This is a genomic window from Trinickia soli (assembly GCF_002879855.1).
GTDB lineage: Bacteria > Pseudomonadota > Gammaproteobacteria > Burkholderiales > Burkholderiaceae > Trinickia > Trinickia soli.
The window spans coordinates 14,369-30,026 of the sequence record NZ_PNYB01000010.1 but is presented as its reverse complement, the minus strand read 5'-3'; the positions used below and the strand labels follow the sequence as shown (position 1 = coordinate 30,026).

The window sequence follows — 15,658 nt, the reverse complement described above, 5'->3', positions numbered from 1 at the left end:
CGGCACGCAGTCGGATAATCGGCGGTCAGTTCAAGGCCCCCACGCCGGCCTCGGCAACCTGGGCATCTTCGTGCGACTGCATGCCCGAGACCCCGATCGCGCCGATCACTTCGCCATCGAGAACGAGCGGCAGCCCGCCGTCGAGCGGCGTCAGGTTCGTCATGCCCAGCAATCGCAGATGCAGGCCGCCTTGCGAGAGCGCATCTTCGAATCGCTTCGTGGGGCGACGAAAACGCACCGCCGTCTCCGCCTTCTGGCGCGCGACTTCGATGCTGCCGAGCTGTGCCTGATCGAGCCGATGCTGCAAGACGAGATGTCCGCCGCTATCGACAATCGCAATCACCATCGGCCAGTTGTTGCGTTCCGCTTCGCGCTGTGCAGCCAGTGCGACACGCTGCGCGGTTTCGAGCGTAATCGGCGCGCCGTAGCGAGGCGTCATGGGCAAGCGGGTTTCATGGGTCATATCCGTTCTCCGTGAAAGTAAATCGAAGGCGATGTATCGCCGTGGATAGAATGTAAGGCTTGCGCTGTGCCATGAGTAGCGGCGCCAGCCGGCTTACATTCTTCCGAAAACCGAGAGAATCAAAGGAATGAAGGCAAATGAAGGCGAATGAAGACTACGCAGTCCTGCTTGCCGTGGCCGATCAGGGCAGCTTGACCGCGGCAGCGGCAACCTTGGGGCGTTCCTTGCAATCGGTCAGCCGCACGCTTGCCGCGATGGAACAGCAACTGGGTGTGACGCTGTTCAATCGCACGACGCGGCATGTTTATCCGACGCCTGGCTGCATGGCGTTTATCGAGCGGATTCGGCCCGCGGTGCGGGAGATCGCGGCCGCACGCGAAATGCTCGCCGATCAGGGACTTCAATTGCGCGGTGCAATTCGCCTCGCCGCGCCGACGTGGTTCGGGACGCAGCATGTGGCGCCGGTTGTCGCCGATTTCATGCAGTTGCATGGCGGCGTTACGATCGAGCTCGTGCTGTCGGAGCGGCATGTCGACTTGGCGGAAGAGCGCATCGACCTTTCGTTGAGGCTCGGCGTGCTGCCGTCTTCGGATCTCAAGGCGAAGCGTATCGGCACGTTGCGACGCGTGATATTCGGTGCGCCAGCTTACTTTGCCGCGAGGGGCCACCCGCGCGTGCCCGAAGATCTATCCAACCACGAGTGCCTGTTGCGCAAGAGCGTCGACGAGGAAACGTGGGCGTTTGGCCCCGACGGCAGAACGGTCCGCGTGGCCGGACGGTTCCGCTCGAGCCACGCGCAAGCGTGCAATGCGGCTGCCTTGGCCGGGCTTGGCGTGGCGCGTGCGCCGCTTTGGCAGGTGCAGGAGTACGTCGAGGCGGGAGCCGTCGAGATGGTGTTGACGGGATTCGAGCCCGAGCCCGCGCCTGTGCATCTCGTCTGGCCGGGCAAGCGCGCGCTGCCCAAACGCGTACGCGCGCTCGTGGACTTTCTTGCGGAACGGATCGGCGCGCAAGCCGATCGCGTCGCGATGGCCGGTTGATCGTCAATCGCGTGCGTTTTCCGGCATGGCGAGCCGCAGGTCGGGGCGCCAGCCCAATTCGCGTTTGGCTTTTCGGTTCGACACTTCGGCGTGATCTTCGGCAATGTTGAAGACTCCGCTCGTCGCGCGCTGCACGGCCAGCAGTGCGGCCCATGCGGCTGCATCGACGTGCAACGGGCTGGCGCCTTGCGCGACGTCGCGGCCGGTGCCGGGTCCGTACAGATTGCCGTATCGCAGCACGGTCCCCACGCCGCCGCAATCGTTGAAGGCCAGAACATGGCGCTCGAGTGCCACCACGCCGTTGACGGTTATGGCGCGCGCTCCCTCGGCGGCCGTATCGAGCGGCTGCGATTCGCTATAGGGCGCCTGGCCAGCCGCATAAGCCCACGCGATGCTCTGCGCGACGATATGCGCACACCCGGCAGCTCGCGCCGCTGTCACGAGGTTGGCCGTTCCTTCGGCGCGGATGCGTGCGTTACGGGCCACGGCGTCGGCCATCCGGGTCGGATCGAGCGCGGGCGGCAGATCGGTCAGTTGGTGAATGACGATTGCCGGTGCAACGCGCTCGATTGCATCGGCCAACGTTGCCCGGTCGAAGACATCGACGAGGATCGGATGGGCCCCTGCCGCGCGGATCGCGTCGGTGCGATCGAGGTGTCGCGTGGTGCCGTAGACCTCATAGCCTGCGCCGACCAGCAAGGGCGTCAATGCCGAACCGACGGCGCCCGCAGCGCCGGCTAAAAAGATTCGCTCGCTCATGGTTGAGATCCTTCGTGGTTGACGGGACTCAGTTTGGACGTACCATGCACCAATGATAAGGACCAAAATCGAGAAAAATGACCAGGCCATCGGTTTCGGCATTGCAGCCGCGCAGCGCCGGTACCCGTGACGACATGCCCATTGCGCGCATCGATCGGCGCAAGCGCGTGCCGCTTGCACGGCAAATCTATGAACGCGTGCTGACGGCGATCGACACGGGCGTGCTTGCGCCCGGTGCGCGAGTCGCGTCCGCGCGGGCCCTTGCCAGCGAGCTGGGCGTGGCGCGCGGGACCGTCGAAGCGGCCTATCAGCGGCTGGCCGGCGAAGGCTATCTGTTGGCCCGCGGCCCTGCCGGCACGGTCGTTTCGCCGAACCTGCCCGCCTCGCCGCGCGTGCCGCGTGCGCTGGCGGCGGCACGGCCGGGCGCGCTGTCGCTCTCGCCGCTACGCTCACCGTCAACGGGCGCTCCGCCGTTCGGCGCACTGCAGATGCGGCGGCCGCTGCCGCTGCAATTGGGCATCCCGGCGCTCGATGCGTTTCCACGCAAGCTCTGGTCGAGGCTCGCGTCCCGACGAATTCGCGCCACCTCGCCGGCTGATCTGGGGTATGGCGACCCGTGCGGTGAGCCCGCACTTCGGCAAGCGATCGCGGCGTACCTGCTGGCGTCGCGCGGCATTGTGTGCGGCGTCGATCAGGTATTCGTGACGACCGGCTACTGCGCCTCGCTCGAGTTGGCGGTCGGCGTGTTGCTACAGCGTGGCAATACGGTCTGGATCGAGGACCCTTGCTACCCGCCGACGCGTACGGTGCTGGAGCGCGCGTCGATGATCGAGCATCCGGTGCGGGTCGACGAAGAGGGCTTGGATGAGTCCGTGGGGCGGGACACGGCGCCGCACGCCAGCATGGCAGTCGTCACGCCGTCGCATCACGCGCCGTTGTGCGTGTCGATGACAGTGTCGCGCAGGCTCGCGTTGCTCGACTGGGCGTCGCAAGCGAACGGCTGGGTCTTTGAAGACGATTACGACGGCGAGTTTCACTACTCGGGGCCGACGCTGCCGGCGTTAAAAAGCCTCGATGCACGCGATCGAGTCATCTACGCGGGCAGCTTTTCGAAGGTATTGTTCCCGGCGTTATCGCTCGGCTACCTGGTCGTGCCGAAAGCCGTTGCGTCGTCGTTTGAAGAAGCCGTTCAAGCGGCGCAGAACCGCGGTGCCCGTTTGTTGCAGGCGACGGTCGCAGACTTCATGGCGGGGGGGCATTTCGCACGCCACCTCAAGAAGATGCGGTTGCTGTATGCGCGTCGTCGCGCCTGGTTGGTGCAAGCGCTGCATGACGTTTTCGGCGCGCAACTCTATGTCGAACAGACGCGCGGCGGGATGCATCTCGTGGTACGCGTGCGGTCCCCGCTTGGCGACCGCACGCTTGCGCGCCGCGCTCAGCAGGCCGGGCTCCATTGTCAGGCGTTGTCGGAGCGCTACGCGAATGCGCAGCGCCATCAACGCGGTGTATTGATGGGATTCACGAACGTGGGCTCGGCCGAGGAGGCACGACAGATCGCGCAACGCTTGCGCGATGCGTTCGCCATCCGTTGAGCAGGGATCAAAGGTGCAGCGCAGCCTCCGCGGGCGTCGCGCATGCGAACGGCGCGACCTGCTTGCGACGTTCGCGTGTAGGCGCAGTGCCGAACGCATCGCGATAGCTCTTGCTGAAGTGACAGGCCGATTGAAAGCCGCACGCCATCGTGATGTGCATGATCGACATATCGGTTTGCAGCAGCAATTCGCGCGCGCGACGTAGCCTCAGCGTGAGGTAGTAATGCGTCGGCGTCATGCCGAGATGTTCTCTGAACAAACGTTGAAGTTGCCGCTGCGACATATTCGCGAGCCGGGCGAGCTCCTCGCGTGAAAGCGGTTCTTCGATATTGTTTTCCATCAACGCGATCACTTCGAACAGCGACTTGTTCGCGGAACCGAGTCGCGCGACGAGCGGCATCCGTTGTTGAGCGCTCGTATCGCGCACATGCTCGACGATGAATTGCTCGGCAATCTGCGTCACGCGCGGCGTGCCGATTCGCGGTGCGATCAGATGCAGCATCATATCGAGCGGCGCAACGCCGCCCGTGCAGGTGATACGGTCGCGATCGATGACGAACAGCTCTTTCAAGAAACGCGTGCCGGGAAACTCTTCCTTCAGCGCGGACATGTTCTCCCAATGGATCGCGCAGGCATAGCCGTCGAGCAGCCCCGCGCGCGCGAGCGCATAGGTGCCGGTGCAAAGGCTGCCGAGCGCGACGCCCGACCGTGCGAATCGGCGCAGTTCCGACAAATGCGTATTCGTCGTCGAATGCTGAACGTCGATGCCGCCGCAGACGAACACGACATCGGGCAATTGCTCGAGCGACGAAACCGGGACGGTTTCAACGGCCAAGCCATTGCTGGCGGTCACAGGGCCGCCATCGGGACTCACGACGGTCCACCGATAAAGATCCTGGCCGCTGAGATAGTTCGCCATCCTGAGCACTTCGACCGCGTTCGAGAACGCGATCATCGTGAAGTTGGGCAGCGTCATGAATGCAAAATTTGACAGCGACGCAGTGCGGTCAGGCGACATGTGAGGGCGTTCCTTCGAATCCGATCTATTGCCGCAGCGGGTCTCGTCGAGCCGAGGGCGCGTTTCATTGTGAGTTCGAGCGCAATAGGCATGCCATACGGCTTAACCCTAGGGTCGGCGCGTATGCCGTTGTGTGTTGCACCGCGATTGTGCCGTCTGCGCGCCACGGTTGGACTTCTCGGCGTATCGCCTGCGCTTTATTGGTGCGAAGCAGCAACCGACTTGCGGGCGAATCGCCGGTTCGACGCATGGCTGTCCGCGCGGTGACGGTACGCGCATCCGTCCGACGCATCCGACTTGTCCAAAACGGACGCGCGTGTCGGAAAAGGCAAAGAACGCGTCTGAATTCGTCAATCCGTAAAAAAGGCGAACGACAAGAATAGAGCCATCGCCAACGAACGCCGGCGGGCGTCGAAGCACCGGAATGCGCCGCGCCATCAATACGGATACGCCATGTCGAACCTTGAGCCGTTTTTCACGCAGAGTCTTGCCGAACGCGATGCGCCCGTGCGTGAGTCGATCTTGAGAGAGCTCGAGCGGCAGCAGTCGCAGGTCGAGCTGATCGCATCGGAGAACATCGTCTCGCGCGCCGTGCTCGAAGCGCAGGGCTCTGTGCTGACGAATAAGTATGCCGAAGGGTATCCGGGTAAGCGCTATTACGGCGGATGCGAGTTCGCCGACGAAGTCGAGGCGCTTGCGATCGAACGCGTCAAGCGGTTGTTCGGTGCGCAGTTTGCCAACGTGCAGCCGCATTCGGGCGCACAGGCAAACGGTTCGGTCATGCTGGCGCTGGCCAAACCCGGCGATACGGTTCTCGGCATGTCGCTCGACGCGGGCGGTCACCTGACGCACGGCGCGAAACCCGCGCTTTCCGGCAAGTGGTTCAACGCCGTTCAGTACGGCGTGAGCCGCGACACGATGTTGATCGATTACGACCGGATCGAAGCACTGGCCGACGAACATCGCCCGAGCCTCATCATTGCAGGGTTCTCGGCCTATCCCCGCGTGCTCGACTTCGCCCGTTTTCGCGCCATCGCGGATCGCGTCGGTGCGAAGCTGATGGTCGACATGGCGCATATTGCCGGCATCATCGCCGCGGGTCGCCATCCGAATCCGATCGAACACGCGCATGTCGTCACGTCCACCACCCACAAGACGCTGCGCGGCCCGCGTGGCGGGTTCGTGTTGACCAATGACGAGGACATCGCCAAGAAGATCAATTCGGCCGTATTCCCCGGGCTGCAAGGCGGGCCGCTGATGCATGTGATCGCCGGAAAGGCCGTGGCCTTCGGCGAAGCCCTCGAAGACGGCTTTACGCATTACATCGATCGCGTTCTGGCCAACGCACAGGCGCTGGGTGCGGTGCTGCGCGAAGGCGGAGTCGATCTCGTGACCGGCGGCACCGACAATCACCTGCTGCTCGTCGATCTGCGTCCGAAGGGCTTGAAGGGCACGCAGGTGGAGACGGCGCTCGAGCGGGCAGGCATCACCTGCAACAAGAACGGGATTCCGTTCGATACGGAGAAGCCGACGATCACATCGGGCATTCGTCTCGGTACGCCGGCAGGCACGACGCGCGGCTTCGGTGTCGGGCAATTCCAGCAGATCGGCCGCCTGATCCTCGAAGTATTCGATGCGTTGACGCGTCACCCGGAAGGCCATGCGGAAACGGAGCAGCGCGTGCGTAAGGAAATCTTCGCGCTCTGCGAGCAGTTCCCGATCTATTGAGTGAGGCCGCGATCCGCCATCAAATGCGGATCGCGGCGCCTTCATTTTCAAATGTCAGATTTCAATTCGACCAGCCCACGCCCGGAGCAATCGATGGCCACTTTGCACGAGACCAGCATCATCATCGACGGTCTGAACATTTCCAAGTTCGAACGATCTGTATTCGAAGACATGCGTAAGGGCGGCATCACGGCCGCGAACTGTACGGTGTCGGTTTGGGAAAGCTTCGCCAAGACCGTCGACAACATCGCGCTCATGAAGCAACAAATTCGTGAGCACGCCGAAATATTGACGCTCGTGCGCACGACCGCCGACATCGAGCGAGCCAAGCGCGAGAACAAGACGGGTGTCATCCTCGGCTTCCAGAACGCGCATGCATTTGAGGACAACCTCGGCTACATCGAGGCGTTCGCGGACATGGGCGTGCGTGTCGTGCAGCTTTGCTACAACACGCAAAACCTCGTGGGTACGGGATGCTACGAGCGTGACGGCGGCCTGTCGGATTTCGGCCGCGAGGTGATCACGGAGATGAATCGGGTTGGCATCATGGTCGATCTCTCGCACGTGGGCGGCAACACGTCCTCCGAAGCGATCGCGTTTTCGAAGAAGCCCGTCTGCTATTCGCACTGCCTGCCGTCGGGCCTGAAGGAACATCCGCGCAACAAGAGCGACGCGCAACTGAAGGAAATCGCCGATGCGGGCGGTTTCGTCGGCGTAACGATGTTTGCTCCGTTCCTGAAGCGTGGCATCGACGCGACGGTCGAAGACTATATCGAAGCGATCGACTATGTCGTCAACCTGATCGGCGACGACGCGGTGGGCATCGGCACCGACTTCACGCAAGGCTATAGCGTCGACTTCTTCGATTGGCTGACGCACGACAAAGGGCGCTATCGCCGGCTGACGAATTTCGGCAAGGTCGTCAACCCCGAAGGCATCCGCACCATCGGCGAATTTCCGAATCTGACCGCGGCCATGGAGCGCGCCGGTTGGAGCGAAACGCGCATCCGCAAGATCATGGGCGAGAACTGGGTTCGCGTGTTTGGCGAAGTGTGGGGCGCATAGAGCGCCGTTATCGAATTGGCTTAGTCAGGGACTTTTCTCATGCAACCGCAACTTCCGATCAACGTCGATCCCGATACCGGTGTCTGGACTACCGACGCGCTGGCGATGCTTTACGTGCCGCGTCATTTCTTTACGAACAATCACGTCGCCGTCGAAGAGGCGCTGGGTCGCGAGGCGTATGCCGACATTCTCTATCGCGCCGGCTACAAATCGGCCTACCACTGGTGCGATAAGGAAGCGAAGCAACACGGGCTCTCCGGCATGGCTGTCTTCGAGCACTATCTGAAGCGCTTGTCGCAGCGCGGTTGGGGGCTGTTCCACATCGCCGAAGCCGATCCGGCTCGCGCATACGCACGCATCGAACTGCGCCATTCTTCGTTCGTGCTGGCTCAGCCCGAGAAGGAAGGCAAGCTCTGCTACATGTTCGCCGGCTGGTTCGCCGGAGCGATGGATTGGGTCAACGATACGCATCCAAACGGCAGCAAGGGGCCGCGCTCGCAATCGGAGGAGACGCAATGCGCGGGCGAGGGCCATGACTATTGCGTGTTCGAAGTTTCGCCGCTGGCGCAATAAAACGCAATAAAGCGCACGAAAGCGCACACGCCGGAAAGCCAGACATTACGGCATTCATGCATCGAAGCCAGTCACAGAATAGTTTAGAGGTCGATCGACATGCGCTACCCCCATCTGTTCAAACCTTTGACGCTGAACAAGCTGACGCTGCGCAATCGCATCGTCAGCACGGCGCACGCGGAAGTCTATGCGGAGCCGGGCGGCTTGCCCGGCGATCGTTACATTCGCTACTACGAGGAAAAGGCGAAGGGCGGGGTGGGTCTGGCGGTGTGCGGCGGATCGAGCCCGGTATCGATCGATAGCCCGCAAGGCTGGTGGAAGTCGGTCAATCTCTCGACCGATCGCGTGATCGATCCTTTGAACCGCCTCGCGGAAACGATGCATCGCCATGGCGCGAAGATCATGATTCAGGCGACGCACATGGGGCGGCGCTCGGCCTTTCACGGCGAACATTGGCCGCACCTGATGACGCCCTCAGGCGTGCGCGAGCCCGTGCATCGGGGCAATGCGAAGACCATCGAAGTCGAGGAAATCCGCCGCATCATCGGGGACTTCGCTGCGGCGGCCAAACGCGTGCAGCAGGCGGGCATGGACGGCGTCGAGATCTCGGCCGCCCACCAGCATTTGATCGACCAGTTCTGGAGCCCCCGCACGAACTTTCGTACCGACGAATGGGGCGGTAGCCTCGCCAATCGGCTCCGCTTCGGGGTGGAAGTCTTGCAGGCCGTGCGCGAAGCGGTCGGACCCGATTTCGTCGTGGGCCTGCGCATGTGCGGCGACGAATTCCATGAGGACGGGCTCGATCACGAGCAGCTCAAGGAAATCGCGCATGCAATGTCGGAGACGGGGCTCATCGATTACCTCGGCGTGATCGGCTCGGGCGCCGATACGCACAACACGCTTGCCAACTGCATGCCGCCGATGGCGCTGCCGCCTGAACCGTTCGTGCATCTCGCCGCCGGCATCAAGTCGGTCGTGAACATTCCCGTCATGCACGCACAGAGCATTCGCGACGCGGGGCAGGCCGAGCGCCTGCTCGCGTCGGGGATGATCGACCTCGTCGGCATGACGCGCGCGCAGATTGCCGATCCGCACATGGTCATCAAGATCCGCGACGGCCGCGAAGACGAAATCAAGCAGTGCGTCGGCGCCAATTACTGCATCGACCGCCAGTACAACGGCCTCGACGTGCTCTGCGTACAGAACGCCGCGACGTCGCGTGAAGCGACGATGCCGCACGTGATCGAAAAGTCGCGTGGGCCGAAGCGCAAGGTCGTGGTCGTCGGCGCGGGCCCCGCAGGATTGGAGGCCGCACGCGTGGCGCGCTCGCGCGGCCACGACGTCGTGTTGTTCGAGAAGAACAGCGAGGTGGGCGGCCAGATCGTGCTGGCATCGAAGGCGCCGCAACGCGAACAGATGGTCGGTATCGTGCGTTGGTTCGATATGGAAACGAAGCGGCTGGGCGTAGACCGCCGGCTTGGCGTCGAAGCTGACGAAAAGGCGATCATGGCCGAGAAGCCCGACATCATCGTGCTCGCTACCGGTGGACGCGCATTCTCCGATCAGGTGGCGGCCTGGGGCGTGGCCGATGGGCTCGCGGTCAGCTCGTGGGACATCCTTTCGGGACGCGTCGAACCGAAGCAGAACGTGCTCGTCTATGACGGCGTCAGCACGCATGCGGGCGCGGGCGTCGCGGATTTCATCTCGAGCCGTGGCTCGAAAGTCGAGATCGTGACGCCCGACGTCAAGGTCGCGGACGATTGCGGCGGTACGACGTTCCCGATCTTCTACCGGCGCCTCTACGCGCAGGGCGTCATCCATACGCCGAATTTCTGGCTCGATCGCGTTTACGAGGAAGACGGCAAGAAGATCGCCGTGCTGCGCAACGAATATACGGAGGAGCAGGAGGAACGGGCCGTCGATCAGGTCGTGATCGAAAACGGTAGTACGCCTAACGATCTGCTTTATTGGAAGCTCAAACCCGAATCGTTGAACCGGGGGCAGATCGACGTTCAAAAGCTCTTTGCCGCCGAGGCTCAGCCCTGCTTATCCGAAGAATTGGGTAACGGCCGGTTCGTTCTGTTTCGCGTGGGCGATTGCATCTCGATGCACAACATCCATGGTGCGATCTACGACTCGCTGCGGCTTTGCAAGGACTTCTGATCATGAGCCCGGCATTTCTCATTACGGTGTTGCTCTGGCTGTCCGTGGCCGGACTCGCCTTCGCCGTTGCGAAACGTTCGTCGTACTGGCGGCTCGGCCGCGCCACTGCGCCTGGCGCGTTCGGCGTGTCGAACCTGTTCGCCATCCCGAAGCGTTATTTCGTCGATTTGCACCATGTCGTCGCGCGCGACCCCTATATCGCCAAGACACACGTGGCGACGGCGGGCGGGGCGATCGCCGCGCTCGCGCTCGTCTTCGTCAACTACGGCCTCGGCATTTACTCGCCGTGGCTCGACAAGCTGATCTTCCTCGCGGCATTGGCGATGCTGATCGGTGCTGTCTTCGTTTGGCGCCGCCGTCATGCCAAAGACGTGCCTGCACGTTTGTCGCGCGGACCGTGGAACGCGCTGCCGTGGCTGCTCGGGTCGTTCGCAGTGGGCCTCCTTCTGTTCACGCTCGTGCCCGCGGGCGCTATGTCGCGCGGGTTCGCCGTGATTTGTGCGGTGCTGATCGGGATCGGCGCATTCGCGATGACGATGGGCGCGGCCAAGGGCGGGCCGATGAAACATGCGATCGCGGGCCTGCTTCATCTCGCGTTTCATCCGCGCCAGGAACGCTTCGCAGCGACACGCGATTCGTATACCGGCCACGGGGAAGCCACGCCGCCGACCGCACTGAAGCGTCCGGATATCGAGCATCGCGAATACGGTGTCGCCAAGCCCGTTGAATTCCGCTGGAATCAGCTGCTGAGCTTCGACGCCTGCGTGCAATGCGGCAAGTGCGAGGCAGCATGCCCCGCATTCGCGGCAGGCCAGCCGCTCAACCCGAAGAAGCTGATTCAGGATCTCGTCACGGGCATGGTGGGCGGTACCGACGCGGCCTATGCCGGCAGCCCGACGCCTGGCATCCCCGTCGGCAAACATGGCGGCCAACCGAATGGGCCCATCGTGTCGGGCTTGATCGAAGCGGACACGATCTGGTCCTGCACGACATGTCGCGCGTGCGTCCAGGAGTGCCCGATGCTGATCGAACACGTCGATGCGATCGTCGACATGCGCCGCAATCGGACGTTGACCGAGGGGGATTTGCCGGGCAAGGCGCCCGAAGTGCTCGCCAATCTGCGCGAGACCGGCAGCGCGGGCGGTTACGACATCGCAGCCCGTTACGACTGGGCGGTCGATCTCAATGCACGCATCGCGCAACCGGGCGTGCCCGTCGATGTCCTGCTGATCGCGGGAGAGGGCGCGTTCGATATGCGCTATCAACGCACGCTGCGCTCGCTCGTCAAAGTGTTGAACAAGGCCGGCGTGGACTTCGCGGTACTGGGCGGGGAGGAGGCCGATACGGGCGATGTCGCACGACGCCTCGGCGATGAAGCCACGTTTCAGCGCATGGCCAAGCGCATGATCGCGACGCTCGGTGCTCTCGATTTCAAGCGCATCGTCACAGCCGATCCGCACGTCATGCATAGCCTCAGAAACGAGTACCGTGCTTTCGGCACGCGCTATGAGGTTCAGCATCACACGAGTGTCGTGTTCGAACTCGTGCAATCGGGCCGGCTCTCGCCAAAGGCCTCGGCTCCGTTGATGGATAAGCGCATCACCTATCACGACCCTTGCTATCTGGGTCGCTATAACGGCGAGACCGAGGCGCCGCGCCGCGTGCTCAAATCGATCGGCATCAAGGTGATCGAGATGGAGCGTCACGGTATGCGCGGACGTTGTTGCGGAGGCGGGGGCGGTGCGCCGCTGACGGATATCCCGGGCAAGGCGCGGATTCCCGATATTCGAATGGCCGATGCAAAGGCGATCGGCGCCGACGTCGTCGCCGTGGGCTGCCCGAACTGCACCGCAATGCTCGAAGGCGTGGTGGGTCCGCGGCCTGAAGTGCTCGACGTTGCCGAACTCGTTGCAGCCGCGTTGGAGTGATACGCATGAACACCGTCAAACGAATCGAACCACGCCGGCCGTTCATCATTGCCGCGTCGGGGCTCAAGCGCATCACGCTCGGCAACGAATACGCGGGCGGCGCAAGCGACGAGGCGATGCTGGCCGCGCGGCAGCATGCGCACGCAGAGGCGCCGAAACCGAGGCGGATCTACGATACCGGCGCACGTGTGCTGCTCGTCGCCGCGCATAGCGATCGCGGCGCACTGGATGAACATGCGCGCCAGGCGGTGGCGGCCGCGGCTATCGTCGCCGATGCGAAAACAGAAGTGGTTCTGCTCGTCTTCGGCGAGTTGACCGACGACGCGGCCTCGCTCGGTGCGGACAAGGTCATCGAATTGCCTTCTCTGGCCCGGCCGGCGTTCGCACCCGACCGCGCGCTCGCGGCGCTGCGCGATTGCGTGGCGGCATTCAAACCCGCGCATATTCTGATGCCCGACAACGCGACGGGCGACGGCGATCTCGGCCGCCGCTACGCCGCGCAGGCAAGGGCGACGATTGCGGCGCACGTCGTCGAAATCGATGCGGCCCATGTCGGTTGCTATGCCAATGCCGGGCGTTCGTTTGCGACACGCGCATGGCCGGACGTGATCTTGCTGGGACCCGAGGCAGTATCGGCCAAGCTTCCGTTCGTCGGTGCAGGCGAACGTATCGGCGCATCTTTTGCCGATGCGGCGTCGACGGTGTCGACGAACGGAGCCCGTTACGGAGACCGTGGCACGACCCAGTTGGGTGCCGCACAAGTCGCGCTCGAAGAAGCCGATTTCATCATTTCCGCGGGGAACGGCGTCACCGACATCGCTGCCTTCGAAGCATTGGCCGATGCCTTGGGCGCCGCGATCGGCGCGAGCCGCGTGGCCGTCGACAACGGCTATTTCACGCGCGACAAGCAGGTCGGGGCGACGGGCAAGACGGTCAACGCGAGCGTCTACATCGCCTTCGGGATATCGGGCGCCGTGCAACATTTGCAAGGCATCAAAGACTGCCGGCACGTGATCGCTGTCAATCTGGACGGCAGCGCGCCGATCGTCAAGCGCGCGAATCTGACGGTCATTGCCGATACGCAGGCGACGATGGCGGCATTGAAGAATGCCGTCGGTCAGGCGAGGCAGGCTCGGCACATATCGGCGACGGCAGTCGGCGCGAATGTTGGCGAAGGGGTGGCGGCATGAAATCATTGGAAAAAATCGATCGTATCGCCGTGCTGGTTTCGGTCGGACACCACCGCGTGAGCGGTGTCTCGTGCTACAGCCGCAACGACGCGGCGGCGCTCGAAATCGCTCGCACGCTGGCCGCGCAGCACGGCGCCGAACTGCTGGTGCTGCACGCAGGGGACGCGGGCAACCTCGCGCTGACGGATTACCTGGCGTTGGGTGCTCCACGCATCGAGGTTCTGCCATGCGGCGACGGCGACGACGCCGCCGCGCTTTTGGCCGGACGACTGCAAGGCGTGCCGCTCGTGCTGACCGGTACGCGCGCTGAAGGCGCTTACGACACCGGCATGCTGCCGTATCGGTTGGCGGACGCGCTCGGCTACGCGTTGGTCGATTCGGCGCTTGACCTGACCGTAGCGTGCGGCCGCGTGTCGATCACGCAATTCTTGCCGAAGGGGTTCCGCCGTAGCGTCGACGCGGCGCTGCCCGCCGTCGTAGCCGTCCATCCGCAGGCGCCTGTCGCGCCGCGCTACGCTCATGCGCGCGCCGTTGCCGGTGCCATCGAGCTGCAGCGTGTCGCTGCCATGCATGACGCGCAGTCCGACGCATGGCGGCTCGCGCCGGCCGAACGTAAGCCGATCAAGCTGGCCGCAGCTGAAAAGCGTTCCGGGCATGCACGCATGCTGACGGCGACGACGACGGAAAGCCGTGGTGGAAGCGTCGTAATTGAAGGGACTTCGGTCGAAAAAGCACAAGCCATCCTGGGCTATTTACGAGAGCATCGACTCGTCGATTATTGAAGTATTGAAGTCGTCAAGGCGGTTTTGCCACGCGTAAAGCGCTTTTTCGACGCGCACTTTGCACTATGCACCTGTACCAGCACGTCAAGCATCCGGAGCAGACATGACCGTATCGGCAGACATTCGCGCGCTCATCGAACGGCGCAAACAAGGTTACAGCCTGGAGGCGCCGTTTTATGTCAGCGAAGAAATCTTCGCGCTCGACATGGAAGCAATTTTTCGCAAGCACTGGATTCACGTCGCGGTCGAACCCGATATTCCCGAACCCGGCGATTACGTGACGGTCGAGCTGGCGGGCGAGTCGGTGCTGATCGTTCGCGACGACGATATGTCGATTCGGGCCTTCCACAACGTTTGCCGTCACCGCGGCGCGCGGCTTTGCAACGAAGAGCGGGGCACGGTAGGCAATATCGTCTGTCCCTATCACAGCTGGACCTACAACCTGAGCGGCGCGTTGATGTTCGCCGAGCACATGGGCGAGAAGTTCGACCGTTGCAAGCATAGCTTGAAGTCGGTTCATGTCGAGAGCCTGGGCGGTCTGATCTTCATTTGCCTCGCGCCTGAGCCGCCCGTCGATTTTGCGAAGATGCGCGCGGCGATGGAGCCGTATCTGCTGCCGCACGATCTCGCGAACTGCAAAATCGCGGCGCAGGTGGACATCATCGAAGAAGGCAACTGGAAGCTGACGATGGAGAACAATCGCGAGTGCTATCACTGCGTCGCGAACCATCCCGAGCTGACGATTTCCCTCTACGAATATGGCTTCGGCTATCAGCCGTCGCCCGCCAACGCGGAGGGCATGGCCGCTTTCGAGCGTACCTGCACCGAGCGTGCCGCGCAGTGGGAGGCGATGAGCCTGCCGTCCGTTGAAATCGAACGGCTCAGCGACGTCACGGGCTTTCGTACGCAGCGGCTTCCGCTCGACCGAAGCGGCGAATCGCAAACGCTCGATGGGAAAGTGGCGTCGAACAAGCTGCTCGGAGAATTCGAGCGCGCGGATCTGGGCGGGCTTTCGTTCTGGACCCAGCCGAATTCATGGCATCACTTCATGAGCGACCACATCGTCACGTTTTCCGTGATTCCGTTGTCGGCCGGCAAGACCTTGGTTCGAACGAAATGGCTGGTTCATAAGGATGCGGTGGAGGGCGTCGATTACGACGTCGAGAACCTGACGGCCGTGTGGAATGCGACCAACGCGCAAGACCGCACGCTCGTCGAGTTCTCGCAGCGCGGCGCGGGCAGCAGCGCCTACGAGCCGGGGCCCTATTCGCCGTACACCGAGGGGCTCGTCGAGAAGTTCTGCGATTGGTATATCCGGCGCCTTGGCGCACATGTGGGCGCCTGAGCATAGGGCGGA

General features: G+C 63.1%; 13 protein-coding genes. 10 read left to right on the top strand and 3 right to left on the bottom strand.

Going from position 1 to position 15,658, the window contains the following annotated elements:
- Positions 1-25 precede the first annotated feature (25 nt).
- The gene (locus C0Z19_RS13420; RefSeq protein ID WP_199180775.1) at positions 26-463 is read right to left on the bottom strand and encodes a GlcG/HbpS family heme-binding protein; all 438 of its coding nucleotides are present in this window, start codon (positions 461-463) and stop codon (positions 26-28) included.
- Positions 464-600: 137 nt separating this feature from the next.
- Between C0Z19_RS13420 and C0Z19_RS13415 the strand changes: the two genes are divergently transcribed.
- The gene (locus tag C0Z19_RS13415) at positions 601-1,503 is read left to right on the top strand and encodes a LysR family transcriptional regulator (protein ID WP_102610334.1); all 903 of its coding nucleotides are present in this window, start codon (positions 601-603) and stop codon (positions 1,501-1,503) included.
- 3 nt (positions 1,504-1,506) lie between these two features.
- Here C0Z19_RS13415 and C0Z19_RS13410 read toward each other — a convergent pair whose 3' ends face one another.
- Positions 1,507-2,262 (bottom strand): NAD-dependent epimerase/dehydratase family protein, encoded by a 756-nt coding sequence (locus tag C0Z19_RS13410; RefSeq protein WP_102610333.1) that lies wholly within the window; start codon positions 2,260-2,262, stop codon positions 1,507-1,509.
- 77 nt (positions 2,263-2,339) lie between these two features.
- On the opposite strand from C0Z19_RS13410, the gene pdxR reads away from it, so the two are divergent.
- Entirely contained in the window at positions 2,340-3,854 is a 1,515-nt protein-coding gene (gene pdxR / locus C0Z19_RS13405) for a MocR-like pyridoxine biosynthesis transcription factor PdxR (protein WP_102610332.1), read from the top strand.
- Between the two features lie 7 nt (positions 3,855-3,861).
- Here the strand turns inward: pdxR and C0Z19_RS13400 are convergent, their stop codons facing one another.
- Positions 3,862-4,872: a GlxA family transcriptional regulator gene (locus tag C0Z19_RS13400; protein WP_102610331.1), complete on the bottom strand. Its 1,011-nt coding sequence runs from the start codon at positions 4,870-4,872 to the stop codon at positions 3,862-3,864.
- A gap of 453 nt (positions 4,873-5,325) precedes the next feature.
- Between C0Z19_RS13400 and C0Z19_RS13390 the strand changes: the two genes are divergently transcribed.
- The 8 genes from C0Z19_RS13390 to C0Z19_RS13355 all read left to right on the top strand — a co-directional run bounded on the left by C0Z19_RS13390 (position 5,326) and on the right by C0Z19_RS13355 (position 15,646).
- Positions 5,326-6,600 (top strand): serine hydroxymethyltransferase, encoded by a 1,275-nt coding sequence (locus C0Z19_RS13390; RefSeq protein WP_102610329.1) that lies wholly within the window; start codon positions 5,326-5,328, stop codon positions 6,598-6,600.
- Between the two features lie 93 nt (positions 6,601-6,693).
- A complete protein-coding gene (locus tag C0Z19_RS13385; protein WP_102610328.1) occupies positions 6,694-7,665 on the top strand; it encodes a dipeptidase in 972 nt (323 codons plus the stop codon).
- 39 nt (positions 7,666-7,704) lie between these two features.
- A complete protein-coding gene (locus tag C0Z19_RS13380; RefSeq protein WP_102610327.1) occupies positions 7,705-8,238 on the top strand; it encodes a DUF5943 domain-containing protein in 534 nt (177 codons plus the stop codon).
- A gap of 99 nt (positions 8,239-8,337) precedes the next feature.
- A complete protein-coding gene (locus C0Z19_RS13375) occupies positions 8,338-10,401 on the top strand; it encodes an NADH:flavin oxidoreductase (RefSeq protein ID WP_102610326.1) in 2,064 nt (687 codons plus the stop codon).
- Positions 10,402-10,403: 2 nt separating this feature from the next.
- Positions 10,404-12,329: a (Fe-S)-binding protein gene (locus tag C0Z19_RS13370; protein WP_102610325.1), complete on the top strand. Its 1,926-nt coding sequence runs from the start codon at positions 10,404-10,406 to the stop codon at positions 12,327-12,329.
- Between the two features lie 5 nt (positions 12,330-12,334).
- Positions 12,335-13,519 carry an electron transfer flavoprotein subunit alpha/FixB family protein gene (locus C0Z19_RS13365; RefSeq protein ID WP_102610324.1) on the top strand — a complete coding sequence of 395 codons (1,185 nt, stop codon included), beginning with the start codon at positions 12,335-12,337 and terminating at the stop codon, positions 13,517-13,519.
- Positions 13,516-14,301, top strand: a complete 786-nt coding sequence (locus C0Z19_RS13360) for a drug:proton antiporter (RefSeq protein ID WP_102610323.1) — start codon at positions 13,516-13,518, stop codon at positions 14,299-14,301. Before C0Z19_RS13365 ends, C0Z19_RS13360 begins: the two co-directional genes overlap by 4 nt.
- A 103-nt stretch (positions 14,302-14,404) precedes the next feature.
- Positions 14,405-15,646 (top strand): aromatic ring-hydroxylating oxygenase subunit alpha, encoded by a 1,242-nt coding sequence (locus tag C0Z19_RS13355; RefSeq protein WP_102610322.1) that lies wholly within the window; start codon positions 14,405-14,407, stop codon positions 15,644-15,646.
- The last annotated feature ends 12 nt before the right edge of the window (positions 15,647-15,658 follow it).

Bases quoted from the DNA above. Each gene is read 5' to 3' on its own strand.
- C0Z19_RS13375 (WP_102610326.1), top strand. From the start codon at position 8,338: ATGCGCTACCCCCATCTGTTCAAACCTTTGACGCTGAACAAGCTGACG.
- C0Z19_RS13390 (WP_102610329.1), top strand. From the start codon at position 5,326: ATGTCGAACCTTGAGCCGTTTTTCACGCAGAGTCTTGCCGAACGCGAT.
- pdxR (WP_102610332.1), top strand. From the start codon at position 2,340: ATGACCAGGCCATCGGTTTCGGCATTGCAGCCGCGCAGCGCCGGTACC.
- C0Z19_RS13365 (WP_102610324.1), top strand. From the start codon at position 12,335: ATGAACACCGTCAAACGAATCGAACCACGCCGGCCGTTCATCATTGCC.
- C0Z19_RS13385 (WP_102610328.1), top strand. From the start codon at position 6,694: ATGGCCACTTTGCACGAGACCAGCATCATCATCGACGGTCTGAACATT.
- C0Z19_RS13360 (WP_102610323.1), top strand. From the start codon at position 13,516: ATGAAATCATTGGAAAAAATCGATCGTATCGCCGTGCTGGTTTCGGTC.
- C0Z19_RS13355 (WP_102610322.1), top strand. From the start codon at position 14,405: ATGACCGTATCGGCAGACATTCGCGCGCTCATCGAACGGCGCAAACAA.
- C0Z19_RS13415 (WP_102610334.1), top strand. From the start codon at position 601: ATGAAGGCGAATGAAGACTACGCAGTCCTGCTTGCCGTGGCCGATCAG.
- C0Z19_RS13400 (WP_102610331.1), bottom strand. From the start codon at position 4,872: ATGTCGCCTGACCGCACTGCGTCGCTGTCAAATTTTGCATTCATGACG.
- C0Z19_RS13410 (WP_102610333.1), bottom strand. From the start codon at position 2,262: ATGAGCGAGCGAATCTTTTTAGCCGGCGCTGCGGGCGCCGTCGGTTCG.
- C0Z19_RS13370 (WP_102610325.1), top strand. From the start codon at position 10,404: ATGAGCCCGGCATTTCTCATTACGGTGTTGCTCTGGCTGTCCGTGGCC.
- C0Z19_RS13380 (WP_102610327.1), top strand. From the start codon at position 7,705: ATGCAACCGCAACTTCCGATCAACGTCGATCCCGATACCGGTGTCTGG.
- C0Z19_RS13420 (WP_199180775.1), bottom strand. From the start codon at position 463: ATGACCCATGAAACCCGCTTGCCCATGACGCCTCGCTACGGCGCGCCG.